The sequence below is a fragment of the Pseudodesulfovibrio indicus genome, from assembly GCF_001563225.1.
GTDB classification, from domain to species: domain Bacteria; phylum Desulfobacterota; class Desulfovibrionia; order Desulfovibrionales; family Desulfovibrionaceae; genus Pseudodesulfovibrio; species Pseudodesulfovibrio indicus.
The window spans coordinates 2,940,565-2,963,221 of sequence record NZ_CP014206.1; the positions used below are offsets into that span (position 1 = coordinate 2,940,565).

The window sequence follows — 22,657 nt, forward strand, 5'->3', positions numbered from 1 at the left end:
TGCGCCACCTTATCAAATCCGCCGAAGGACATGACTCACTCCTCCTTCTGGTAGATGATGGCACCGGGATAATGAATGGGCTTGAAAGCGCGGGTGATGTTGTGCAGCGATTCGGAATGGCCGATTATCAGGTACCCCCCGGGAAGCAGGTTGTCATAGAACGCATTGATCACCCGCTTCTTCATCTCGTCGTCGAAGTAGATGATGACGTTCCTGCAGAAGACAACCTGCGACCGCTCCACGCGCTTGACCTGCACGCGATCCCGGAGATTGATCTGGCCGTAGCTGACCAACCGCTTCACCTCTTGCCTGATCTTGTTCTGCCCGTTGTCCACGTCGAAATAGCGGCCGACGATTTCCTCCGGGGTGGTCCGCAACGTGTAGTCATTGTACACGCCCCGCCTGGCCGACTCCAGGACCCTCTCGGAAAGGTCGTTCGCAGTGATCCGGATGTCCCAGTTCGGCAGTTCCGCCTTGAGCATCTCGTGGATGATGATCGAGATGGTGTACGGCTCCTCGCCGGTGGAACATCCCGCCGACCAGATGCGCAGCTTCCTGCCCTTCCTGCGGCAGGAATCGAGGACATCGGTCAGCACCTCCTCCTGAAAGACCTTGAGCTGCGGCGGGTTGCGATAGAAGCTGGTCTCGTTGGTGGTGATGACCTCGAACAGCTTCTTCATCTCCGCGCCCTTGGCCGGGTCGAACCGGAGCAGGTTGTAATACTCGTCGAAATTCTTGAGATTCAGCTTCTTGATCCGGTTACCGAGGCGATTCTCCAGTAAATACTTGCGGTTGTCCGCAATGTAGATGCCGCACTCGGCATAGATGAAATCCCGCAGGTTGGTGAACTCCTGATCCGTGATCCGGAGCTCCCTCCCGAGGGTGATGGTCTTTGAGAACAATGAGGACATCGGTTGCGGAAGCTCCTACATTTCCTGAATTTTGGAAATGGCCTCTTCGGCCGCGCTGACCAGTTCGTACTCGTCGCTGTTGGTCACTTCCAGCAGGGCCGCGAACGCCGCGCTCCCGCCGATGTTGCCCAGGGCCTCGATGGCCTTCATGACCACAAAACGGTTGGTGTTGCCGAGCATCTCGACCATCCGGGGCGCGGCCTCGGCGGTGGAATGCTCGCCGAGGGCGTCCATGGCCCTGATCTTGACCCAGTCATCCTCGTCGTCGAGGGCGTCCAGCAGGTGCGGGACCATTTCCTGGTCGTAGTGGTGGCCCATGATCTCGATGACCGTCAGGCGCACATCCTTGCTCTCGTCGGAGAGCCGGTGCAGGACCAGCGGCCGCCAGACCGAATCGTCGCCGCCCGAGGCGGCCAGGGCCTCCACGGCCACCTTGCGGATGTCCGGGACCACATCCTCCACCGCCTGGCGGAGGATCTCCAGGTTCTCCATGGGGCCGAGCTTGCCCAGGGCGTAGGTGGCCATCAGCCGGTGGACCGGCTCTTCGCTTGTGAACATCTCCTGGAACCGGGCTTGGACCCCGTCGCCGCCGATGGCGATGCAGGCCTCGAGAGCGGCCTCCTTGACGTCGTCGTACTGATGGTCGAGGAGCGGGAAGATGCGGTCCACCACCTCGGCCAGCCGGAGCTTCTCGCCCAGCAGATAGACCGCGCTCTTGAGCACGGTCCCGTCCTCGTGCTCGTTGAGCACGCGGATGAAAAAGTCCTTGGACTGCTCGTCGCTCTTGGACGCCACCACGCCGACGATCTGGCGCTGCACCGGCAGGGCCGCCTTCCAGAAGGCCTCCATGAGCACCTGGCAGACACAGTCCTCCAGGGTACACTCGTCGGGCGCGATCTGCGCCAGGACCTGGACGGCCACGCGCGCCTGCTCCTGATCCTCGCCGAGCAGCCCGCCCTTGAGGGCCTCGGTCAGCCCGATCTGGGACAGGAAGCCGATGATCAGCGCCAGCCGGTCCTGGTCGCGGTCCGGGTCCAGGGCGGCGGCGATGCGCAGGATGCCCCTGGACGCCTCTTCGCCGCCCACGTAGGCCAGCCCCTGGATGGCCGCGTCCTGAATCTCCTCGTCCTCGTCCTGGAGGGCCACCAGCAGGTACTGCCTGAACCGCTCGCGCTCCTCGTCCGAAAGCAGGGTCAGGGACTTCCCGCCGATGATCTTGACCACGGCCTTGACGATCTTGTTGCGCAGGGCCGTGGGCGCGTCGGGCATGCGCTTGAGCAACATGGTCACGGCCTTGACGTTGCCCATCTCGCCCAGGGAGTCGATGATCATGGAGGCGACCAGGTCGGACGCCCCGTCGAGCGCCTTGACCAGGGCGTTCACCGAGCTGGCGTGGCCGATCTTGGTCAGCGCCTCGATCACGGAATACTGGACCCACTCCTCGTCGTTGATGGCCTTGTTCAGGCAGGGAGTGGCCTCTTCCAGCCCCAGCTCGCCGAGACTCACGGCCGCCTGGTAGCGGACGTTGACCTCCGGGTCCTTGAGCAGCGCTTCGCACAGGGGCTGGACCGCCAGCATGTTTCCGGTGGACCCAAGGATGTCGGAAACGAAAATTCGGATGTCGGGGTCCTCGTCCTGGGTCAGCTCGATGAGCGACGGCATGTCCTGGTTGCCCACCTCGCGCAGGATGTCCATGGCCAGATTGCGCACCGGGGCCTCGTCGGAGCGAAGCAGGGGGATGACCGCCTCCACGGTCTCGCGGCCGCCGATCTTGCGCAGGGAGCTGTCCACCGCCTCCTGGATGCCCAGGTGGTTGGTCTTGAGCAGTTCCGCCAGCTTGGGAACGGCTTCCACGCAGTTGTCCTCGCCCGCCTTGAACGCGCTCTCCCGGACGATCTCTTTATTGTCGCTGCTCAGCAGGGCCAGGTAATCCGTGCAATCCGCCATGTCGTCAGACCTCCCCATTCTCGTGGGTCGCTTTATTTGTACAGGTTCGCAATGATGGACTCGGCCATGTCGTCGAGATCGACGATCTCGTCCGCCAGGTTGTCTTCCACGATGGCCTTGGGCATGCCGTAGACCACGCAGGTGGAGTCGCTCTGGGCCAGTGCGCGGCCGCCCTTCTCCTTGAGCGCGCGGATGCCCTCGCAGCCGTCGTTGCCCATGCCGGTCAGGATCACGCCCAGCCCGCGCCGGCCCACGGCCTGGGCCACGGAGCCGATGAGCACGTTGGCGGACGGCTTGTAGAGGGCTTCCTTGGGCTCGTCGGTGACCACGATGTCGATGCGGCTGACCTTCTGGTCGAGGACGATGTGCCTGCCGCCGGGGGCCACGAAGGCGTAGCCGGGCTTGAGCACGTCGCCGGTCTCGGCCTCCTTGACCTTGATCCGGCTGACGCTGTCGAGCCGCTGGGCAAAGGGACCGGTGAAGGCCGCGGGCATGTGCTGGGCGATGACGATGCCCGCAGGAAAATTCTCGGGCAGCGAGGACAGTATCTTCTGGACCACGGGCGGGCCGCCGGTGGACACGCCGATGGCGACCACGTCGCGCACGGGCCTGCTCGTCGCCCGGGCCGGCACCGCCACGGGACGAACCGCCTTGCGCACCGGCGCGGGCCGGGCGATGACGTGGCGCATCTTGCGCGCGGCCACGGTCTTGACCTTTTCGATGAGGTCCTGCTCGATCTTGATGATGTCCAGGGAGACCTTGGAAAGCTGCTTGGGAATGAAATCCACGGCGCCCAGTTCCATGGCCTTGAGGGTCGACTCCGCGCCCTCGGTGGTCAGGGAGCTGACCATGAGCACGGGGCGGGGCGACTCCATCATGATGTGCCGCAGGGCGGTCAGCCCGTCCATCCTGGGCATCTCGATATCCATGGTCACGACGTCGGGGTCGAGTTCGCGGACCATGTCCAGGCCTTCCTGGCCGTTCTTGGCCGTGCCGACCACGGTGATGCCGGGGTCCTTGTCGAGCATCGTGCTGATGGCCTTCCGCATGAAGGCGGAGTCATCCACGACGAGAACTTTGATCACGTATACATCTCCTTGAGGAAACACTGAAATCCCAACGCCCCGCCGCCAGAACGATCCCCCATCCGCCAACCGGCGTCAACATCCTGGGAGCCTAATCAGGCCGGTCTCGGCATGGTATTATTTTGTCATTCAATCTCCGACTTTAAGGAGCTTTACCCATTGGGTCAACAACCTTCACCCCAAGTTGAATTTTTGCCTTGCCTTTTGTTCACCCCTGCGCTAAACACCCCTTCTCACGCATCGGGATGTGGCTCAGTCTGGTAGAGCGCTGCGTTCGGGACGCAGAGATCGGAGGTTCAAATCCTCTCATCCCGACCAGAAAAATCAAGGGTTTACGGAAATACTCCGTAAACCCTTATTTGTTTTGTTACCCCACTGCTACCCACACAGTGAGACATCGGTAGCTGAACAGCGATTAGTAGCTGACAGCGCACCTGATTAGCAATCAGTAGATCGTGAGTTCAAATCTCATTCCCGTCTCCAATGAAATCAATGGCTTAGCAGCTTGCTAGACCCTTTTTTATTGTCTGATAAAGTTTTTGGGACAAATTTGGGACATTAACGGCGAAAGTTGTTTCGCAAGGCGAAGACGAATAATGCCGTCTGAATGGTTATTAGGAGCTGCCAAAACACCATGAACGCATACAGCAGACCAAGCTCATTTTTGTCAGCGGCTCGGGTCAAGGGTATGAACTTGAGCCATTCCGTAAAAACAGCGTCTATCCTCGAATGGTCAAAACCCCACCATACAAAATTGTTCGATAATTCAATGCAAACCAAGAACAACAACGGCAACACCAAAAGCATCAACAACACCCAAAATGCCTGACGAGGATCTTCTCCAAATCCGCTTGAATATTTATACAACCAGAGGACATCCCGAAGAAACCTTGAGCCATCTTTTCGGCCTAGCAACTTCAGCTGCGATTCTTTCTCAGCCACATGCCATTTCGAAGCCTCGTACTCGTTGTTCTCAGTTTTGTACTTTGCTTTCATCCTTTGATAGAAATCACGGACTAGCTGAAGATTTCCTTCCTGCTCTTCAGCAGATGCCTTGACTCGTCCCATTATGTCCCATGGAGAATTTATAAAATGGATATTTCTAAGATCTCGTTGCATTGTAAAATCACAACACCTTGGATCACAATCCTGAATAAGTATTTCAGAATGTGATATTTTACAATTAATGAAACTCAAAATTGTTTTATTAATTGTACTAATATTAGTAAATTCAACAGAGCCTTCAAACTGTATTGTTTGAAAAACCGCACCCTGTACCGAAAATTTTGTCTTCATAAACTTTACTTCATTGGAAAACAAGGTATTCCAGAAAACCACCTTCCCTCCGAACTCCACATGACAAAATGCCACGCCGTCTCTAAATGTCGTATCATAGAAATCAACATCGCCGAGGAACGATGAGTTCATAAAGTCTGCATAACCATGCATTGTTGCTCCCTCAAAGAAAGCATTATTAAAAAACTTCGCACCAGCAAAATCAACTGTCCCGTTGAACGTGGATTCTTGGAAATCAACCTCTTCAAGAAACAATGCATCTGAAAAATCAACATCACTTTCAAATGAACACCCATACACACTGACAGTACCCAAAAAATGTGCATTTTTAAAAGAAACCCATGGGATATTACACTCAGACATAAAACAAATATTTCCAGGGAATACAGCTCCACTAAAATCGCATAGAACATCTTCATCATCGAAATCAACAATTGCTTGTATGCGGTCCGCTACGCGCTCATTAAACTCTCGAACCGTAACTCCTTTACGCTCAACTGGTGCATGGAATAGGCAGTAATCTTTTACACTTTCGAGATCCCTAAAAACCACTGCCTGCGGGTCTTCCCATCCGTACTCTTCACACATGCAGCAAGGCATAAACTCCTCCTCAGCTCAATTTACCACCATATACAAGAAGTTACACTTGCCCGACAATATACAAAGTTGCTAGATATTGGCATAAACACACTACAACCAGACACGACTCCGATGGCTACAATTCAGAAACGCGGGAAACTTCAATGGCAGGCTAAGATCCGTAGAAAGGGGCACCCGTCGCAAAGCAAACCTTTGAACGGAAGATCGACGCTGAGCAATGGGCGCGAGACATTAAAAACGAAATGGATCGCGGCGTTTTCGTCTCTCGGAAAGAAGCCGAAAGCACGACGCTCTACGAAGCCTTGGAACGATTCATTTAGGAGTACATCCACAATTTAAAAATGGTCACCAATGAGACGCGCCGGGCCAAAGCCATTCAGCAGCGCGAGATCACCACCCTCTTCATGGCCTCCATCCGTAGCAAGCATATTGCAGAGTCCATCAAGGAGCCCGAAGACGAAGGCGTAAAACCCAACACCATACGTCTTGACCTGGCCATCCTCTCCCGCCTCTTCGAAGTAGCGGCAACGGATTGGGGCATGGCGAGTCTGAGCAACCCTGTGAAACGAGCCAGGAAGCCCAAATTGAATGGAGGGCGCACAAGACGACTCCAACCAGCGCAGGGCAAGGAAAAGAAAAGCGAAGAGGAACGCCTTCTGGAAGCATGCGGCGAAAGATTCCGGCCTGTGGTCCAATTCGCCATCGAAACAGCCATGCGCCGCGCGGAGATAGCCAACCTCACCTGGGCTAACCTCAATCTAAAAGAAAAAACGGCCTACCTGGCTGAAACCAAGAATATGACTGAACGGGCTATAGCGTTCTCCCCTACTGCCATAGCCACAATCAAAGGTATCCCAAGAAGGCTAAATGGTTCTGTCTTCGGCATGAGTGAAAACGCAATCACAATAGCCATGCGCCGTGACAGAGCAGAGGCAGGCATTGAGAATTTTACTTTTCACGACCTTCGCCACGAGGCCACATCGCGATTGTTTGAACAAACCAATTAGATATTCTTGAAATTGCGGAGATTACAGGGCATAGGAATCTGCAAATGGTAAAATGAACACTCACCTCAGAGCTAAGCGCCTTGCATCAAGACTGGCTGGCGTAGAAAGGTGATCTACACTCTCACCCCCTACGGTTACCGTGAAAGAAATAAAAGCATACAAACAAATCAAAATAGACAACCCCAGGCATGGTGAAATATGCCAGGGGTTAATATTTAGTTGCGCCGTAGGTGAAGAATATCCAACAACAGATGTGTTTGGATTTGTCGTTACGGCCCGGTGCGATATAGCACAGGACAAGGTACATGCATACAATTACGTACCCATCGTACCACTTGACGAGTGGCTTAGGGTCGATGGTGCGCGGATAATCTTGGACAGCGCTACAAAAAATGCAATAAACACGACGAGATCAATATGTTCGGAATTGAACATGAGCTACTCAGTTGTCGAAACAGAGGGGCTAAGCTCTGTTTGCGAAAAATTGAGCCAGACACTCACAAAAAGTAAAGATTTAAAGCAGTTGAACAAGCTCAAAGCTCAAATCCAGACAATTAAAACCATTACTAACTACGACTTCGATTCTCCATCAGCCACGACAACTCTCACTGAAATAGCAACTCCACAGATTAAGGATGTTTTAAAAAGACTTTTTAACCATAATCTGCAAGGATATTATTTCTTAGAAAAAACTGAAGCTACAGGCGATAGTACAGGATATGTACTTCTATTAAGAGAGGTTAGAATGATCCCCGATAAGTTAATGAAACTTGTAGCTCAAGGATTAACACAAGACGAAGCGAAAGCCATGGGCATTGAGCATCACATTCAATTTTCTGAAAATTGGGACATGGCTTACCCAATTGGCAAGTTAGTTTCGCCTACAATTGAACATGTGATGCAGACATTCGCACTATTATTCTCACGGATTGGAGTTGAAGACATCAACGATCAATACATCCAACACATGCTGACAAAATTTAGCGAGTAGGACGACGCAATGAAATATATAATTATCGATCAAACAGCTTCTGATATTATTGCATCCAGCCGCTACACGCAAACAGCTGAGTTCTCACAAGGAAGTGCTTTAGCGCAATTTATTAACGACGAAACTCAGGATTACGACTTCGACAACAGGCTGAAATGCCAAAAAAACAAGGATGGAGTGGCCATAATTGGGAGAGGAACTACGCTTCGAAATTACATAGTTATTGACAATGAAAACTGCAAGCTATTCAACAAGTTCAGCCCCAATGAGGTCTTAAGGATATTCCAAAAAATCCTAAGATTTGGGCTGAAAAAGTGGAACAAAATCAGCTTTGGCAGCCATGAAAGATATATTAATGATTCTAGGGTGGCTCTTTTCCCATTTCCAATTAGCCAGATGACTCACTTTAGAATCATCATCGACCTTGAACCCGACTCAAAACGAGCAACCAAACGCCCCGGGGAGCACCTCTTTGTTACGCACTGCGGCAAACAAGATGATTTAGGCCAAAAAGTTGATGCCCCAATAACCAATTTTAGAAAAGCAATTGGATATGCGGACTCTATTCAAGCCGCCGAATCAGTCAATCCACGCCGATCCCCCCAAGAGGATCTTGATAGCTTTAAGCACACGAGCATTGGATACCAGGGCTCCCACCTATCGCCTTATCAAGGCTATGAGAGCTGGCTTATTGCTCTGACAGAAACGCAAAAAAAATTCGTTCTATCTAAAATGAAGTCTCCACATCGGCTTGAAGGGCCTGCGGGGACAGGAAAAACTTTATGCCTAATTCTCAAATGTATACACGAATTAGTTACTGCACACAAATTAGGAAATGAACATCACAGTGTAATTATCGCCCACAGTGAATCCACCAAAAAAAATATAGAAGAAATACTTACTGCCAATATAATCCAACTACCATTCATATCTCTAAAAAGGGAACACTCTATACAATCAGTGCACATTACAACACTGCAAGGATTGTGCGGTGAACTTTTAACAATGTCAATCACTGAAACTGAGTTTCTTGACAATGATGCAATGACATCAAAAGGGATACAATCTCTTTACATAAGAGAGTCTTTGGATAGCGTCATCGACAAAGAACTCAATAGTTACAAGCATTTTCTTTCAAATGAATTTTATCAATACATTATCACAGAAGATAGAGATATAATTTCTGATCTACTGCAACACGAAATCAGTATTTTGATCAAAGGTAGAGCTGAAGAAGACAAGAGTAAATACACGGCTTTGGAACGGTTTGAATATGGACTCCCTGTGAAAACTGATCCTGATCGCTCTTTCGTTTTCCTAGTCTATCTTGAATATCAAAGACAGCTTCAATTAGCTTCGCAATTCGACACAGACGACATAATCCTCTCTGCTTCTGCTCAACTCAACACTCCTTTATGGAGAAGGCGCAGACTTCAAGAAGGCTATGACAGTATATTTATTGATGAAACGCATCTATTCAACATGAACGAACTGTCCATGTTCCACTATTTGTCAAAAAGCCAAAAAGAATATCCCATTGCCTTCACTATCGACAAGTCTCAAGCTATTGGGGACCATGGTTGGCACGATAATTTTTTTGTTACGGCCCTAACGTCTAACAACGTCGTGGATGCTACAAAGACATCCATAACTTCAATTTTTAGATGCTCTTCTGAAATTGTCGAACTAGCTTTCGCTGTTATGTCTTCAGGAGCTAGCCTTTTCACCAATTTCGATAACCCACTTGAGATTTCTTCAAGCACTTTTACTGCACAAGAAGAAAAACTATGTGCTGATCCACTTTATTACGAAACTGATACTGATGAAGAATTGGTCCAAAAATCATTTGAATTGGCGGCAAAGATTAGCAAGGATCTCGATGTTACGAAGAGTGAAGTATTAATCGTTGCTTTTGATGATAGCCTTTTCAATCAAATCGAAAAATACGCTACGAAACACAACAAACCATTGTTTCTACTTAAAAATCGTGGCGATATCGAACTTAAAGAAAGGGCGAGCAAATCAGGGGCACACTTATTATCCAAACCCGACTACGTTGGCGGCTTAGAGTTTGCTGCGGTTATACTCGTCGGAGTGGATAAAGGCAGAGTGCCGCCCACGAAAGATCAACACACCATCGAAAGTCGTGCTTTTTTGAAATATGCTTATCACAACAGACTTTATGTTGCTGTTACCCGGGCTAAATATCGTGTCGCCATTTTAGGTACTAAAGATCGGGGACCGAGCGAGCTATTAAATACTGCTGTCGAGAAAGGCATATTGAAAGTTGTAGCTTGATAAGTTCAACCCCAATGGGCTTACAGATATGGACCGCGTCTAAACATGACCGAGTGTTACGGCAATCCATTTTGGATGGCTTCCCCATCCGTTTATGATTCCGTCCCCGATCATTTAGGTTTCCGTCCCTGATCATTTAGGATGGCTTCCCCGTTGGGGTTAGCCTCCCAAGGCGCACCCGATCAGCCGACTACCTCAATGTGTTGCTCTTGCTCCGTTTACAAATACTGAACTTACTGTAATACTTTGTTTTTCTAACTCCTATCCACACGCCCCTAGCTCATACCGGGAGGTTTTACCGGCAAGCCATTTAGGATGGCTTCCCCGTTACCCAAAATAAAGAGCCGGGGAACCACTCCCCGGCCCTACCAATGAAACGGTTTACCATCCACATTGGGAGCAAACCATAGCGGATCGAGAATAGCTCGATCCCCTCCAACTATCAAATTATCGTTCCCGGCCCATCCAGCGTTCGTTGGTCTTCTTTATTTCCAGGAACTCCTTACGCAGCTGGGCATAGATCGCCTTCTTGGTTTCGACAGGGATGTCTTGTTGCCGCAGATCAGAACCAATGAACTGGTGAATATCGCGCTGCAACGCCTCGCCCTTTTTGAGTGCCTTTAAGGAGGGCTTCCTGCCAACTGTGTGAGCTATTGCCATGTCTTTTCCCAGCTCCTTTTTCCAATCAGCTATGCGGCTCTGAAAATGATTTACCGTGGCCTTCATCTCGAATTCCGGGTTCACTCCCTTTTTCTCGATCTCCCGCCGGAAGCCCCTGATCAGGTTGAAAGCCTCCTGCCGATCCTTTCCGGTAAGGGCGGTATCGTCCTTGGCCTGTGCCCGCAAAGTATCCAGGGCTTTCCCCTGCTGCTGACGGAATTGGATCGTGTTGACCTTCGGCTCCTTTCTGCCCAAGGCCCGTTCAAATTGCCGCTGCTCCTTTCTCAACTTCTTCAGCACGGCCTCGACCTTCTGCAAAGTGTTGGGTGCCTCTCCCTTCATGTTCGCCCGTCTTGTCTTCTCACGGCGTGGCATACGTGACGCAACGTGTTCCAGCCCCTCCCTGGTCAATTCCTCGGCCAGGCTCTTCCTCATTTCGAGCAAACGAGCAGGGGTGAGCCTGAGCTTGGGAACGTCTTTCTCGCGGCTTACCGTCTTGATGACGGCATGCACATGGGGATTCTTGCCGTCCTGATGGACGCCCAGGGCGTAAGGGTATCCGGCTTCGCCCACATGCTTCTCAAGCACCCGCCGGGCGGCTGCCACCGTCCGCGCCACATTTCGGGCGCTCAGCTCGGCCTTGGCCGACAAAACCAGGTGGACAGCGTGCCGGGTCTGGTTTGAGCGTCCTTTGGACTTTCGCTCGAAATCCGGTTTCCACTCCTCGATGATTTCATCAACTTCATCCCGGCCTTTACGCAAAACGCCGTCTTCAGTTTCGAGTGCCACCAATTCCCGTTCTTCTTTATCCTCCACGCGGGCAACGTAATCCAACATGCGTTTAACGGATGCCGGTGTTGGTGCCCATCCCGCTACTTTCACAATCGCTTGCGGGGGCGGGGTGGACGTTTTGCTGGAACTGGTGCCTCCACGATAGGCAGGCCGCAAGGAGCCAGCCTTGCCGCGCCTGGCACGGCCAGAACCGTATTCATCGTCTTCCGGCTTAAACCCTGAACTCACGGCGGGCCTCCTTCACTTTGATCGAAAGGCGCTTGAGCATGCGCTGCAAATCGCCAAGTACATCTTCAATCTGATGCGAGGAAAGCGGATGCCCGGCGTTCAGGCGAAAAGCGATCTGGTTCAGGTTTGTCCCGACGCCATGCAGCTCTTTGCGCCAAGCCTGAAACTCCTCGGCCATCTCTCGCTTCAATTGCGGCTGATCACTGTGCGCCAATTCTTCCAGCGCCAACCGGACCACCCCGGAATGGCCTCGAAGATTGAGCCTCTTCCTTTCGGATTCCAGAAGCGCAGATTGCTCGCTGTCCAATCGAACACTGATCTTGTTGGTCTTCATATGTTCTCCTCGCCGGGCCCCTTTAGGGAAGGCGCTTCGGGTGAAGCTGGCCATGGCCAGCGAGGGGGCTACCCCTCCCTTTTCGGCTGAAAAGGCAGGATTGGCGGCAGCCAATAGCGCTTTGTCCGACAAAGTGCGTATCCTGCCATCAACAAATCCATCCATTTCACCCAAGCAATTTCTGCCGCCTAAAAACCCTTGTTACGACCCTGATTGTATTTAACTATCTGAATTAATGTATATTTTATTCAAAAATTGACTAAATTTGATGGTTCCAATGGTTTTGTATCGTGGCCGATTCCGGTTGTATCGCGCCCGATTTAGCGTGTATCGCGTACCCTCTGCCTTGTATCGCGGTGGAATTGGCGTGTATCGCCCGCTAGTTTCCTTGTATCCCCTGATTTTTGAAGGGAGGGGAAAAGGCGAAGGCAATTCCAGGGAGAGGACGAGGCGAAGCCTCTTATGGGCTGGGGGGGAAGCCGGTAGACTCCCGCGTTTCGCTTCGCTGCACGGCCCCAGGCACACGCTTGCCCAACTTGGCCACCTCCGTTCCCTTCGGTCACTGTACGCTTGCAGCGGGCTTTTCTTCGGAGGGGTCCCAAGGGGTGTCCCCAGGCCCTCGACCGAAGGGAGAACGGAACCGGCTTCCGGTTCGGAAAGCAAGGGAGGCGGGAGCCGAACGCATAAGGCCTAGCCCGTCCTCATCAGGGTGTATTCTATCAACCTTTCCAGATAGTAGAGTCCGGCTCTCCTCAGGGCCTGAAACTCTGTTGCGTACTTTGGTGAAGGCCAACGCCCCTGCCGAGAAAGGCGGTTAATGAAATCCTCTCTCCATTCATTGAATTCCAGGCGGTACCAAATCGCGTATGCCTTGCATTTGGCTCTATCCCTTCTCGTCATTGTGTTCCCCTTGAAGGTAAAGGGCCATGGGGGGAGACTCCCCCATGGCCCATGATTAAATCAGTTCTTGATGCCGAGTCTGTCTTTCAGACGTTGGGTTGCGCTCCTGCCATGAGGGACAACCCCGGTCATTTGCCCGGCTTTGGTGGCAAGCGCACCAATTCCTTTGCCGTGCATTGTTCCCAATCCGGCAGACATTGCCGCTGCTTTGCCGCCGCCCATGGACAATGCGCCAGCGATCCCGGAGGTGCTACCGGCCATGGCGTTCGTGAGGCCAGCAGCCAGATCAGGAGTCTTAAGCGTGATTGCAAAGCAAATGAAGCACCACACAAAAAGACCGAGAAAGTCTGCCGTGAAATTGAGCATTGTCGTATCGTATGTGGTCATTTTGTAAACAGATTGGCTTATTCCTGCGTAGCAAACTGCGACAACGAGGGCTGTAAATATAGCAACAAGTGCATAGTTAAAGAGCATCTTTGCCCAACTAAAGAAAATACCTCTTGTCTCTTTGAAACAGCCAAGAATTAAGACGATACCGCCCACATAAAAAAGAAGCCACATGAGGAAGTAGCTCATAATAAACATGAATACGAAACAGCAATACATTGCACCGTATGCCAAAATTAACATTAGGATTGCAAAAACATCTACAAGGAGAAGAGGGTTAAACATTTTCCAACCGGATGGGAGCAAGCCTTTGCATGTCTTCATGAATTCCAGAAACATCATATCAAGGGCTGTAAAAAGTTGCGTTATATTGGTAACGTCACTGAAATAATCAGTCTCGGCAGGTTTTCCCAGGTAGCTACTTGCTTCCTGGACCTTGCTTAAAATGAATGTCAAAATATCTTCCAATAAGCCAAAAGCTGGTTTTATCACATAGTTGTAATAACCACTTGTTTCAAAAGCAAAGACATAGACGGCAGAGACTAGAATACTTGTTATAAATATGTCTTGTGAGTCTTTTCCTTCCTTCTTATTCATCGTGAACTGATATCCGACATACACTATGTAAAGCGCGAAAGCTGAACGCAGGAAAATAGAAAAGCTATCCATTAGATCGCTATACATTGATAAATAAAAACGACTCAGACTCATACATGTGCTGTAATATATATTTGCAGAGATTGTCATTTCGTTACTCCATATTCTTCATGGCTTTTTCCATTGCTTCAAGAGGCGAATCCGTATTTACATCAACACCAATCTTATCAAGAGCTTTTTTTTCAAAGCGTTCATTCTTGTCAGGATTAAAAGCCTTGGAACCAGATTCGTATTTGGGGAACGGATCATCAGGGGTCGTTTTAAGATTGCTGGTCCCTTCCACGATTTTAGGGGAGGGGATTCGGTCTTTTACATCGTCTTGACCACAGCCAAAGGCGCAAAAAAGCACCAGAAGAAGCAATAAGCATCTCATGTTTATGCCTAAAGTCCTTGGTTGATAACTTTGTCCATTGCGTCCAGGGCCGAGTCAGAGTTTACGTCTACTCCGTAGGAGTTGATAACTTGGACCTCATACCGAAACTTCTCATAGTTGCTTTCGAGCTCTTTGAGCTTTTCCTGACGCGCCTTGATTGAACCCTCGGTCACGCCCTCGTATTCCAGTGAGGCCATGGTTTGCTGATAGCGAGAGTCCATGGCCATCATTTCTTGGAGCACCGAGAGGATTTCGAACAGGAGCCGGTTGTTCAGGTCCATGGCGTCTTTCTCGCTGCCGGTCTCGTCGATGTCCCTGGCTAAATTTTGAGCCTTTTCGATACGCCCACCCATGTCCTGGGTGGTTTTTTCGGTCTTATCCAAAAGGTCTTTAAGCGCGAGCTGGCGCATGTCGAATTGCCGATCAATGAGCTTTTTCCATTCCATTGGGTCGATATTTCGGGGGTCAACAAAGGCACCATCCAGAAGGTCTTGAAAATCCTCCAAGTCCGGATTTGCAATCGAGTCATAAAGCCCTTTGTACTGTTCATACCGCCCCATCCACGTGTTTTTTGTGGACTCATAAAACTCTTTGACGGCCATAAGATCGTCGTAAACGCCCTTTGCCCGTTTGTAGTTGGTGTGGGCCTTGTCGTAGGTGGTCTGGATCGTGTCCGTGTACTGCTGGACCAGCTCAAGCTGTTTGAGGCCGGTCTCAAGCTGCTGAACTATGTTTTCCAGCTGTTTGGACTCGTAGATATGCGACAGGGCATCGGACACGGCCATGCCGGAGGCGAAAGCCACAGACGTATTCAAAAGAGCCAAGGAGAAGATCGTCAGCCTAAGAGTCCGCTTCATGGTCAACCTCCCTCTGCTTGTCTGGTTGCCTCTGAAGACCGACAAGATGGTTCAGGGCCAAACAGACGGCACTAGTAACAAGGAGGAGCAAGGCGTGAATCGCAGAACACTTGGGGTGAATAGCTTTAAAATCAATGAACCAGTGCGGCACTATGCCGACAAAGACGGCCAGCAAAAATAATAAATTAATGATTCTATTCAGCACTATCCGGTCCCTCTTTGGTCGAATACTTTTGAAACTGACATCTAATCCAATGCAACCCATCGGGGTCTGCTCCATAAAGATTGGTTCTTTTGTCATTTTTTGCAGGGTGGGTAGGACCAAGGGAGTTCCACCAATTTCGGACCTCTAGGTTTATGGCTTCAAGATCTGCATGTCGGGTCTCAAAATCCTGCACAATGAGAGGCCCCTTGGCTGTCAACGACTTAATCTGCTTGGACTTCCATTCTTTAAGCCGCTCAAAATCAGACATATCCAGCTTCCCTTTAGAAGCTTCAAGTCTAAGATAGTTTTCCAAAGGCAGTGAGTTTTCCTTGCGAAGTCGCCCATGAGATTTCACATAATCAACCTTCAATTCTATGTATCGAACCTCTTCATTCGACAAAGCAAAATCAAAACCACCACCCACCACGATGGAAGGCGATCCTCCCGCGCTAGGTGTAGTGGTGTTTTTTTTCAGGCCCTTTTCAAGAATCTCTTTGGGTCTACTCTGTGGACCACATTGGTCTACAGGGTAGACCGGCCCTGGTTCACTAACTATACTGGATGCTGACTGTTTTTTTATCTCTGATGTACTGTGTAGACTAGTAGCTTTTAAACCGTCATTTAGGCACTCATGCCACAAGAAAACATAACGATTTGTCCTGTGATGTCTCCCATTAGGTAGAGCACCTTCATTGGTACTTTTTTCTAAAAACCTTTTAAAAACAAGAGAAGCCACACTTTTAATAGCCCCACTTCTGGATATTCCCAATGCTTCTGAAATTCTTGTGAAAGATGGATAGCAATTTCCATCTTCGCCAGCATGTTTGCACAATCGTCCCCACACAAGTTTCTCAACAGGGGTAAGCAGTTTCGTTTTTGCCACACAATCAGGGATGTAAATCCCCCTGAAATGTCCATACGGATTAAACCGCTGCCCAGCCTTAAATGGTTGGGCTTCCTTTTCGCGTTTACTCATGGCTACACCATAGTCTCTCTTAAGACAGTCCTCCCTTTGGCGAACTCATCCAAAACGGAGCGCTCATAATATACCCGCATGGAAATTTTCTTGAATGCAGGCCCACCTCCACGACATCTCCATTTTTCCAAGGTCTGAGGAGCGAACTCGATTCCAAGGGTTCGCAAGTAGTCGGATGCTTCTTGCGTGTTCAGGTTTTGCTTTTCCATTGCTGTCTCCTTTTGCTTTTGCCCTCATGGGCTTTGACGCTATCGGGACAGACAGAAGCTATTTGCACAGCACTTTTTTGATTCTTTTCCACCACCCTGAAATCACAATTAACCATCCTAAATATTTATTATTTGCAAAGTTCACAGCAATGCAAAGAGGCGACTAGTTTAAACTAGTCGCCTCTTTAAATCGGCTTTAGTGGCTTTATCTGGACAAATTATGTCCAAGACTCAAACTCGACCTGCTCCCTGGTTCTAAACAATCCTCCCCCTTCTTCTGCGCACTCTCGACTAAACCTTTTGTAGGTATCGTAATGGGGCGGGAAGACTAAATCTGCTCGATAGAAATTTGGATTTCTTACAAACGCATTCAATTCCTGAACAGCTCCTCGGAGCCAACGCCCCCGCCCCTGGTCTCTTACCATTCCTATATTAATCAGATAGGCCATAGCCACGTAGCATAGCTCCTGAGCAGACTCTAATTGCGTGCACCTACCAAGTTTACCACTGAACCATTTCAAAAGAGCATAGCCCAGATGAACTGTCCCGCGAGGGTTGGAAAGATTTTTACCATCCATCAATTTATAGAAACTGGCACAAATCAATCTGTGTTTAGTGCCATACATGAACTGACTGACCACACTCTGTGCTGTCACAAAATACAGAATTGGAATAATAGGAGTCCACAAAAAGGATTCGGGACCAATTCTATCCAAAAAAACATCTACAAACATAGGTATCATTGTTATTTGTGCAGCAACTATAGACAATAGTATAGACACCCACAAAGGATTCCAAAGACTCTTCGTCAAATCGACCTGTCTAATAGTATTATTAGTCAGCTCCAAAGAACAACATCTTTGCATCTCATTCTCCTCTTCAAGCATTAGCCATATTTTTAATCAACTCTTCATTAGGAGCGATGCCGCCCGCTCACTAGCTTTCTTTTTAGTATCCGGCAAAAACTGACCATACCTCTTGGTCATGTCCCTGTCTTTATGGGTCAACAGCTCCCCAATCATGTCTAGGGAAAACTCACCGGAATTGGCAAGGGTGACAGCGTAATGGTGCCGCAATCCGTGAAATATACGGAACTCCTTAGGCAGATTGGCTTCAGCTTTAATCCGATTCACAGCACTGCTGTTGACCCGTTGCCCACCGCCTCGACCGGGGAAAACGAACGACGATCCAGAAGCCGTCAGATCACGCCACTCAAGCTGCTTTTCAAGCAACGCGGCAACAGGGCTACTCATAGGGATGGAAACGGTTTGCCCCCCCTTGGGCTTTTTCAAGACAATCAAGGACTGCTCAAAATGCAAATCCTCGTCACGAAGCTTATAAATTTCTCCGCGGCGCATCCCCGTCAGCATCGCCAGGCGAATCATTCTGACCACATCCTTAGAGGGCCACTCATCAAGGACTTTCAGAAGTCGCTCAAGCTGTTTTGGCTTGAGATACTCAACGACCTCATTGTCACGTCTGGGCATCTTGATTTTGAAGGGAAGAGGCATGCAAAGACTGGAGCGAACGCCAAAATTAATCGTCCTCCTCAGCATCTCAAGTGCACCCCATATTGAAGCGGGCGAAAGCCCCTTCATTCTGGCCTCAATCTTTTGCACATCGAGGACAGTCAACTTCCGTACACTCATGTTCCCCAAGACCGGAGACACATGATTGTCGTAGCGCCCTTTGTCTATCTTGACGCTTTGCTTCTCAATATCTCGTGTCTCAAAATATGCTGCAGCTATCTCATCAAGCGTTCTGTTACGCTTACGCTCTTCCTGACGAATTTCTTTTTGGGTCTTGACTGATTTTCCGTGCCGAGCCTTTTTAACTCGTTCTGAGCGAAGCTCATCGGCCGTTTGGGGGTTGTACCCTTCACCCTTCCAACCGACCTTTTCCCAAATCTTCTTTCCGTCCACTTTGTAGGTGATGTAATAACAAACGTCAGGCTTGCCATCGACCCGCCGGGTACTACTCGTATACCCGTAAACTCCAGGCCAGCGATTTGGGTCAACCCGTTTTCTACTTCCAACCTTTCCTGCCATAGCCTCTCCTTTGATACCCTATTGCTACCTAAAAGCGCAAAAAGAAGCAAATAACAACACAAAACAAGAAAGAGGAGCAAAGACAAAAATTAAAATAAGTCAATTATAACAAATTACAGCAAACTAAAAGAAACAGGAGAAAAGCATATCAAACAAGAGGAATATTGCGTTCGGGACGCAGAGATCGGAGGTTCAAATCCTCTCATCCCGACCAGACAAAACAAGGGTTTACGGAGATACTCCGTAAACCCTTTTGAATTTTGCTGCCGCACAGCTCTCCATACGGCGGGACGAGGCGGTCGAACAACAACGTTAATCCGACAACGTATCAGATTCGTAATCAGCAGGTTGCGGGTTCAAATCTCATTTCTTGCTCCACTGAAAGAACCCCCTTGCCGTAATCCGAGGGGGTTCTATTGGGTGGGCATTTCCGCCTCGACCAGCAGTGCATTATGGGGATAGCCATACGGCGCGCAAAAGCTGGCCGCTCCAATATCCCGATTGGACAAACGTGCGGAACCGGATTTTTCTCTGGGAATCGCTCCTTTGTTTCTCCCCACCCATGGAGGCTCCCCATTGCGGGCGATGCGCAGGGCGTTGGCGTGCGAGCGTCTCGGTTCCGCTCCTTTCCGGCGGAGGCGGCGACTATGCCGTTGACCATAAGAATCAATTGCAGTATCAATGTAAGTGTAAGAGGATTCTAATGATGAGCGACACCCCCCTTGACGAGCCACGTCTCTGTGCCTCCATTCCCATCGAGGATATCCGCAGTTTCCTGGATGATTTTCCGGCCCTGCTGTGGCGCATCGAGATTGCCCGCTCGCGCATCGAATTTCTCAACGACTATCCGCTGCAACCCCTGGGCGACAGCGCGCGCCTCTTCCTGAAGAACCGGGCCTTCCGCAAACAGATGCTCCTGCCCGAGGACTCGCACCTGCTGGACAAGTTCCTGGACGCGGTGAGCCAGGGAAAAACCATGGCCACGGTCTTTCGCGTGCACACCCCGAACGACTCCATCATGTGGCTCAAGCTCACCGGAGCGGTGAACTCGTCGGACCCGCGCTACTACTACGGCTACCTCCTGGACGTGGGGGACACCGTGAACGTCATCCGCGACATCCAACGGAGCGAAGAGGCATCGCGGAACCGCATCGACCACGTCCCCACCCCGATCATCCTGTTCAACCACCAGTCCCTGCGCCTGCGCCAGGCCAATGCCGCGGCCTGCCACCTGTTCGGCCTGCCCAACGCCGCCACCGGACGACTCCCCCATTTTTCCGAAATCTCGCTCCACCCCGTGGACAACCTCGGGGCCATTCTCAACGACCTGCCCACCCACCCCTGGAACGGGGTGTTCGAATTCAGCACCACCCAGGGCGAACCGTTCAGGGCCGAAACCGAGTTGCGCTGGGTTCCCTGGAAGCAGACGGCACTGGTCCGCATGTCCGTGACCCCGATCTCGGACAACAGGAAGGACGAGACAAAGCTGAGCGAGAACGTCCGGGCCGCATTCGAAAACGCGCCCGACCTGTCCGCCATGCTGGGCCAGGCCCTGGAACATCCCGACATCAGCAAGCGGTGCAACGCCATCATGCTGTCGTGCATCTGCGCCAGGAACAACGTGGTCCAGGTGTACGGTACGGGCGCGCCCCTGGCGAACATGGCCCAGGGCGAGAAATTCTCCTACCGGGGAACCATCGCCGAAGACATCGCCCGGTTCAATCTCGACCACCTGGTGGTGGACGAGACCATGGACAGCATCAAGCCCATTGACTGGGCGCTGTTCATCCCGCACGGCATCCATTCCTATTATGCCAAGCCCTTTTACATGGACGGCGAGCTGCAGACCGTGCTCATCCTCTGTTCCACCGAACCCGAACGGTTCGTGGACGTGAAGCCGGAAAGATTCGACACGATCCTGAGTTCCCTGAACGAGGCGATCAACGCCCTGCGCAAGAAAAAAAGCTGACCTTTCGCGAAGCAGGCCTTGAACACCGCCCCTGGCTGGGGTAGGGTACAGTCGACGTCCGCGCCAGCCCCCAAGCGGCACGCCGCTTTCCACTGCCGACCTCGGCCTATCCCCACATCCGCCGACATCGACAGTGAGTTTATTGTTTGTCATTAAAACTCACTGACGGAGTCAACCTATGCATATCCTTGAACAGGGTGGTTTCATGATGTGGCCCATCCTCGCGCTCTCCATACTGTCGCTGGCGGTCATTGCGGAACGGTTTCTCGCCTTCACCACCCGCCGCTTTCCCTCCCCGGAGAAACTCGCTCCGGCCTTCGCCCTCTACCGGAAAAACGACCCCGAATCCGCCCTCAGGCACATCGAGGACGTCGCCCCGTTCTATGTCCCGCTCTATGCCGCGTTTTTCAACGACCGCCCCCTGCCGCAAAAGGAAAAGGTCATCCTGCAAACAGGCGAAGCCCTGCTCTTCACCCTGCAACGCCGGCTGGAATTCCTCGCCACGGTGGCCACGGCCGCCCCGCTCATGGGACTGCTCGGCACGGTCATCGGCATGATCTCCACCTTTTCCAACCTGTCCGCCTCGGGAAACGTGGACATCACGCTTCTGGCCAGCGGGATATGGCAGGCCCTGCTGACCACCGCCGCAGGCCTGGCCGTCGCCATCCCCGCGCTCCTGGCCCACCGCTGGTTCTGCAACCAGTACGACAAGACCGCCTACCGCATGCAGCACGCGGCAAACCAGTTTCTGAACGGCCCGCAAGAGGAGGAGGCATGATCGCATTCAACCGGATCAGGCCGCGATCGGCCGCGCCGGACATCACGCCCCTACTGGACGTGGTTTTCATCCTGCTGATCTTCTTCGTGGTCTCCACCGTGTTCACGGCCAGGGGCATGGAAATGGAACTGCCTTCCGCGAACTCGTCCACGCCGGTGTACGGCAAGTCCCTGGAGATTGAACTGCGTGAAAACGGCGACCTGTTCTGCGATACGCAGCCCATTTCGTCCGACGCCCTGGCCAACCGGCTGCGGGTCATAGGCGAGCGTCCCTATGCGGAACAGCCCCAGAACATCCTGTTCAAGGCGGCCCCGCATGCGGACGTGGTGGACTTCGTTCGCGTGGTGGACATGGTGCGCACCCACGGTTTCGGCAATCTGGTCATCGTCACCAGGCCCACCGCCCCTCCGAGCAAGGCGGTGGACGAGCAATGACCCGGAACCAGATATTCTGGCTGTGCATAGCCATCTCCTGCGGCCTGCATCTTTGGGCGTTGGACCGGGAATGGAGCCGTGAAACTCCCACTGCGGCGGGAGAGGAAATCATATTGCCCGCCGATTTCACCATAGCGGCCGCCGTGCCCACGGAAAACACGCTGGCCCTGGAACAGATGGAAGTCCCGGACGAGTCCCGCAGTGCGGAGAGCGCGGCCCGGCGCAGGCGCAGGCTGGCGCGCGAACGATATTTCCAGCGCGTTCAGGAGACCGTGGAACGGTACAAATTCCACTACGACGCAGACCTTTCCGGCCTGCTGGGCAATGCCCTGTGCTCGTTTCGCATCCTGCCCGACGACACCTTCGCGGACATCCGCCTGCGCCGCTCGTCCGGGGACCCGCTTATGGACGCGGCCGCCCTGAACGCCATCCGGACGGCCAGCGGCAAGGTCAAACGGCCCGAGATCGTCGGCCGACAGACCTTCCTGCTGTCCATCGCCGTGAAATACCAGCTCAATATGTAGCCTGCGGGCAACGCCAACCGCCCCTTGTCTCGCCTTCCGCCCGACTGCGCCCCGCAGCTTCGGGCAAAATCGGTTTTACCACCCCAATATCGGCAATACCAAAAACTGGTAGTACCGATTTTGGTATTGGGCTAAAATCAAGCCAAAATTGGTTCATATTAGCATTTTTGACATAAAAAATTTGGCTGACC

20 protein-coding genes and 1 tRNA gene are annotated in these 22,657 nt (G+C 51.6%); 8 read left to right on the plus strand and 13 right to left on the minus strand.

What is annotated here, in order from left to right:
* Window positions 1-35 precede the first annotated feature (35 nt).
* From AWY79_RS13350 to AWY79_RS13360, 3 genes are read right to left on the minus strand one after another with little or no spacing between them, the layout of a single operon-like run.
* Window positions 36-911: a CheR family methyltransferase gene (locus AWY79_RS13350; protein ID WP_066804874.1), complete on the minus strand. Its 876-nt coding sequence runs from the start codon at window positions 909-911 to the stop codon at window positions 36-38.
* A 15-nt stretch (window positions 912-926) separates the two neighbouring features.
* Window positions 927-2,858: a HEAT repeat domain-containing protein gene (locus AWY79_RS13355; protein ID WP_066804877.1), complete on the minus strand. Its 1,932-nt coding sequence runs from the start codon at window positions 2,856-2,858 to the stop codon at window positions 927-929.
* Window positions 2,859-2,890: 32 nt separating this feature from the next.
* On the minus strand, window positions 2,891-3,943 hold the full coding sequence (locus tag AWY79_RS13360; protein ID WP_066804880.1) for a protein-glutamate methylesterase/protein-glutamine glutaminase: 1,053 nt from the start codon (window positions 3,941-3,943) through the stop codon (window positions 2,891-2,893).
* A 241-nt stretch (window positions 3,944-4,184) separates the two neighbouring features.
* Here AWY79_RS13360 and AWY79_RS13365 point away from each other — a divergent pair.
* Window positions 4,185-4,261: transfer RNA gene (locus AWY79_RS13365), tRNA-Pro, on the plus strand.
* Between the two features lie 240 nt (window positions 4,262-4,501).
* On the opposite strand, the gene AWY79_RS18395 is transcribed toward AWY79_RS13365, so the two are convergent.
* Window positions 4,502-5,839 carry a pentapeptide repeat-containing protein gene (locus AWY79_RS18395; protein WP_078063778.1) on the minus strand — a complete coding sequence of 446 codons (1,338 nt, stop codon included), beginning with the start codon at window positions 5,837-5,839 and terminating at the stop codon, window positions 4,502-4,504.
* Between the two features lie 341 nt (window positions 5,840-6,180).
* On the opposite strand from AWY79_RS18395, the gene AWY79_RS13380 reads away from it, so the two are divergent.
* From AWY79_RS13380 to AWY79_RS18400, 3 genes are all read left to right on the plus strand, one after another.
* Window positions 6,181-6,846, plus strand: coding sequence for a site-specific integrase (locus AWY79_RS13380; RefSeq protein ID WP_233490928.1), 666 nt, complete (start codon window positions 6,181-6,183; stop codon window positions 6,844-6,846).
* 433 nt (window positions 6,847-7,279) lie between these two features.
* Window positions 7,280-7,837, plus strand: coding sequence for a hypothetical protein (locus AWY79_RS18840; protein ID WP_133987260.1), 558 nt, complete (start codon window positions 7,280-7,282; stop codon window positions 7,835-7,837).
* A 9-nt stretch (window positions 7,838-7,846) separates the two neighbouring features.
* Window positions 7,847-10,135, plus strand: coding sequence for a UvrD-helicase domain-containing protein (locus tag AWY79_RS18400; RefSeq protein WP_078063779.1), 2,289 nt, complete (start codon window positions 7,847-7,849; stop codon window positions 10,133-10,135).
* Window positions 10,136-10,582: 447 nt separating this feature from the next.
* On the opposite strand, the gene AWY79_RS13390 is transcribed toward AWY79_RS18400, so the two are convergent.
* The 9 genes from AWY79_RS13390 to AWY79_RS13425 form a co-directional block, all read right to left on the minus strand.
* Window positions 10,583-11,815 carry a relaxase/mobilization nuclease domain-containing protein gene (locus AWY79_RS13390; RefSeq protein ID WP_133987262.1) on the minus strand — a complete coding sequence of 411 codons (1,233 nt, stop codon included), beginning with the start codon at window positions 11,813-11,815 and terminating at the stop codon, window positions 10,583-10,585.
* A complete protein-coding gene (gene mobC, locus AWY79_RS13395) occupies window positions 11,799-12,149 on the minus strand; it encodes a plasmid mobilization relaxosome protein MobC (protein WP_066804893.1) in 351 nt (116 codons plus the stop codon). The genes AWY79_RS13390 and mobC overlap by 17 nt, the downstream gene beginning before the upstream one ends.
* A 960-nt stretch (window positions 12,150-13,109) precedes the next feature.
* Window positions 13,110-14,183, minus strand: coding sequence for a type IV secretion system protein (locus AWY79_RS13405; RefSeq protein WP_078063781.1), 1,074 nt, complete (start codon window positions 14,181-14,183; stop codon window positions 13,110-13,112).
* A 4-nt stretch (window positions 14,184-14,187) separates the two neighbouring features.
* The gene (locus AWY79_RS18845) at window positions 14,188-14,454 is read right to left on the minus strand and encodes a hypothetical protein (RefSeq protein ID WP_133987265.1); all 267 of its coding nucleotides are present in this window, start codon (window positions 14,452-14,454) and stop codon (window positions 14,188-14,190) included.
* Between the two features lie 20 nt (window positions 14,455-14,474).
* A complete protein-coding gene (locus tag AWY79_RS13410) occupies window positions 14,475-15,323 on the minus strand; it encodes a hypothetical protein (protein WP_066804904.1) in 849 nt (282 codons plus the stop codon).
* A gap of 194 nt (window positions 15,324-15,517) precedes the next feature.
* On the minus strand, window positions 15,518-16,504 hold the full coding sequence (locus AWY79_RS18405) for a helix-turn-helix domain-containing protein (protein ID WP_078063782.1): 987 nt from the start codon (window positions 16,502-16,504) through the stop codon (window positions 15,518-15,520).
* A gap of 2 nt (window positions 16,505-16,506) precedes the next feature.
* Entirely contained in the window at window positions 16,507-16,713 is a 207-nt protein-coding gene (locus AWY79_RS13420) for a helix-turn-helix domain-containing protein (RefSeq protein WP_066804908.1), read from the minus strand.
* A 218-nt stretch (window positions 16,714-16,931) separates the two neighbouring features.
* Window positions 16,932-17,600, minus strand: coding sequence for a hypothetical protein (locus AWY79_RS18850; protein WP_133987267.1), 669 nt, complete (start codon window positions 17,598-17,600; stop codon window positions 16,932-16,934).
* 15 nt (window positions 17,601-17,615) lie between these two features.
* Window positions 17,616-18,761, minus strand: a complete 1,146-nt coding sequence (locus tag AWY79_RS13425; protein WP_066804909.1) for a tyrosine-type recombinase/integrase — start codon at window positions 18,759-18,761, stop codon at window positions 17,616-17,618.
* A gap of 706 nt (window positions 18,762-19,467) precedes the next feature.
* Between AWY79_RS13425 and AWY79_RS13430 the strand changes: the two genes are divergently transcribed.
* The 4 genes from AWY79_RS13430 to AWY79_RS13445 all read left to right on the plus strand — a co-directional run bounded on the left by AWY79_RS13430 (window position 19,468) and on the right by AWY79_RS13445 (window position 22,466).
* Complete coding sequence (locus AWY79_RS13430; protein WP_158509897.1) at window positions 19,468-20,730, plus strand: PAS domain-containing protein; 1,263 nt, start codon at window positions 19,468-19,470, stop codon at window positions 20,728-20,730.
* 178 nt (window positions 20,731-20,908) lie between these two features.
* Window positions 20,909-21,508, plus strand: a complete 600-nt coding sequence (locus AWY79_RS13435) for a MotA/TolQ/ExbB proton channel family protein (protein ID WP_066804916.1) — start codon at window positions 20,909-20,911, stop codon at window positions 21,506-21,508.
* Window positions 21,505-21,942: an ExbD/TolR family protein gene (locus AWY79_RS13440; protein WP_066804919.1), complete on the plus strand. Its 438-nt coding sequence runs from the start codon at window positions 21,505-21,507 to the stop codon at window positions 21,940-21,942. Before AWY79_RS13435 ends, AWY79_RS13440 begins: the two co-directional genes overlap by 4 nt.
* A complete protein-coding gene (locus tag AWY79_RS13445) occupies window positions 21,939-22,466 on the plus strand; it encodes an energy transducer TonB (RefSeq protein WP_078063784.1) in 528 nt (175 codons plus the stop codon). Before AWY79_RS13440 ends, AWY79_RS13445 begins: the two co-directional genes overlap by 4 nt.
* The last annotated feature ends 191 nt before the right edge of the window (window positions 22,467-22,657 follow it).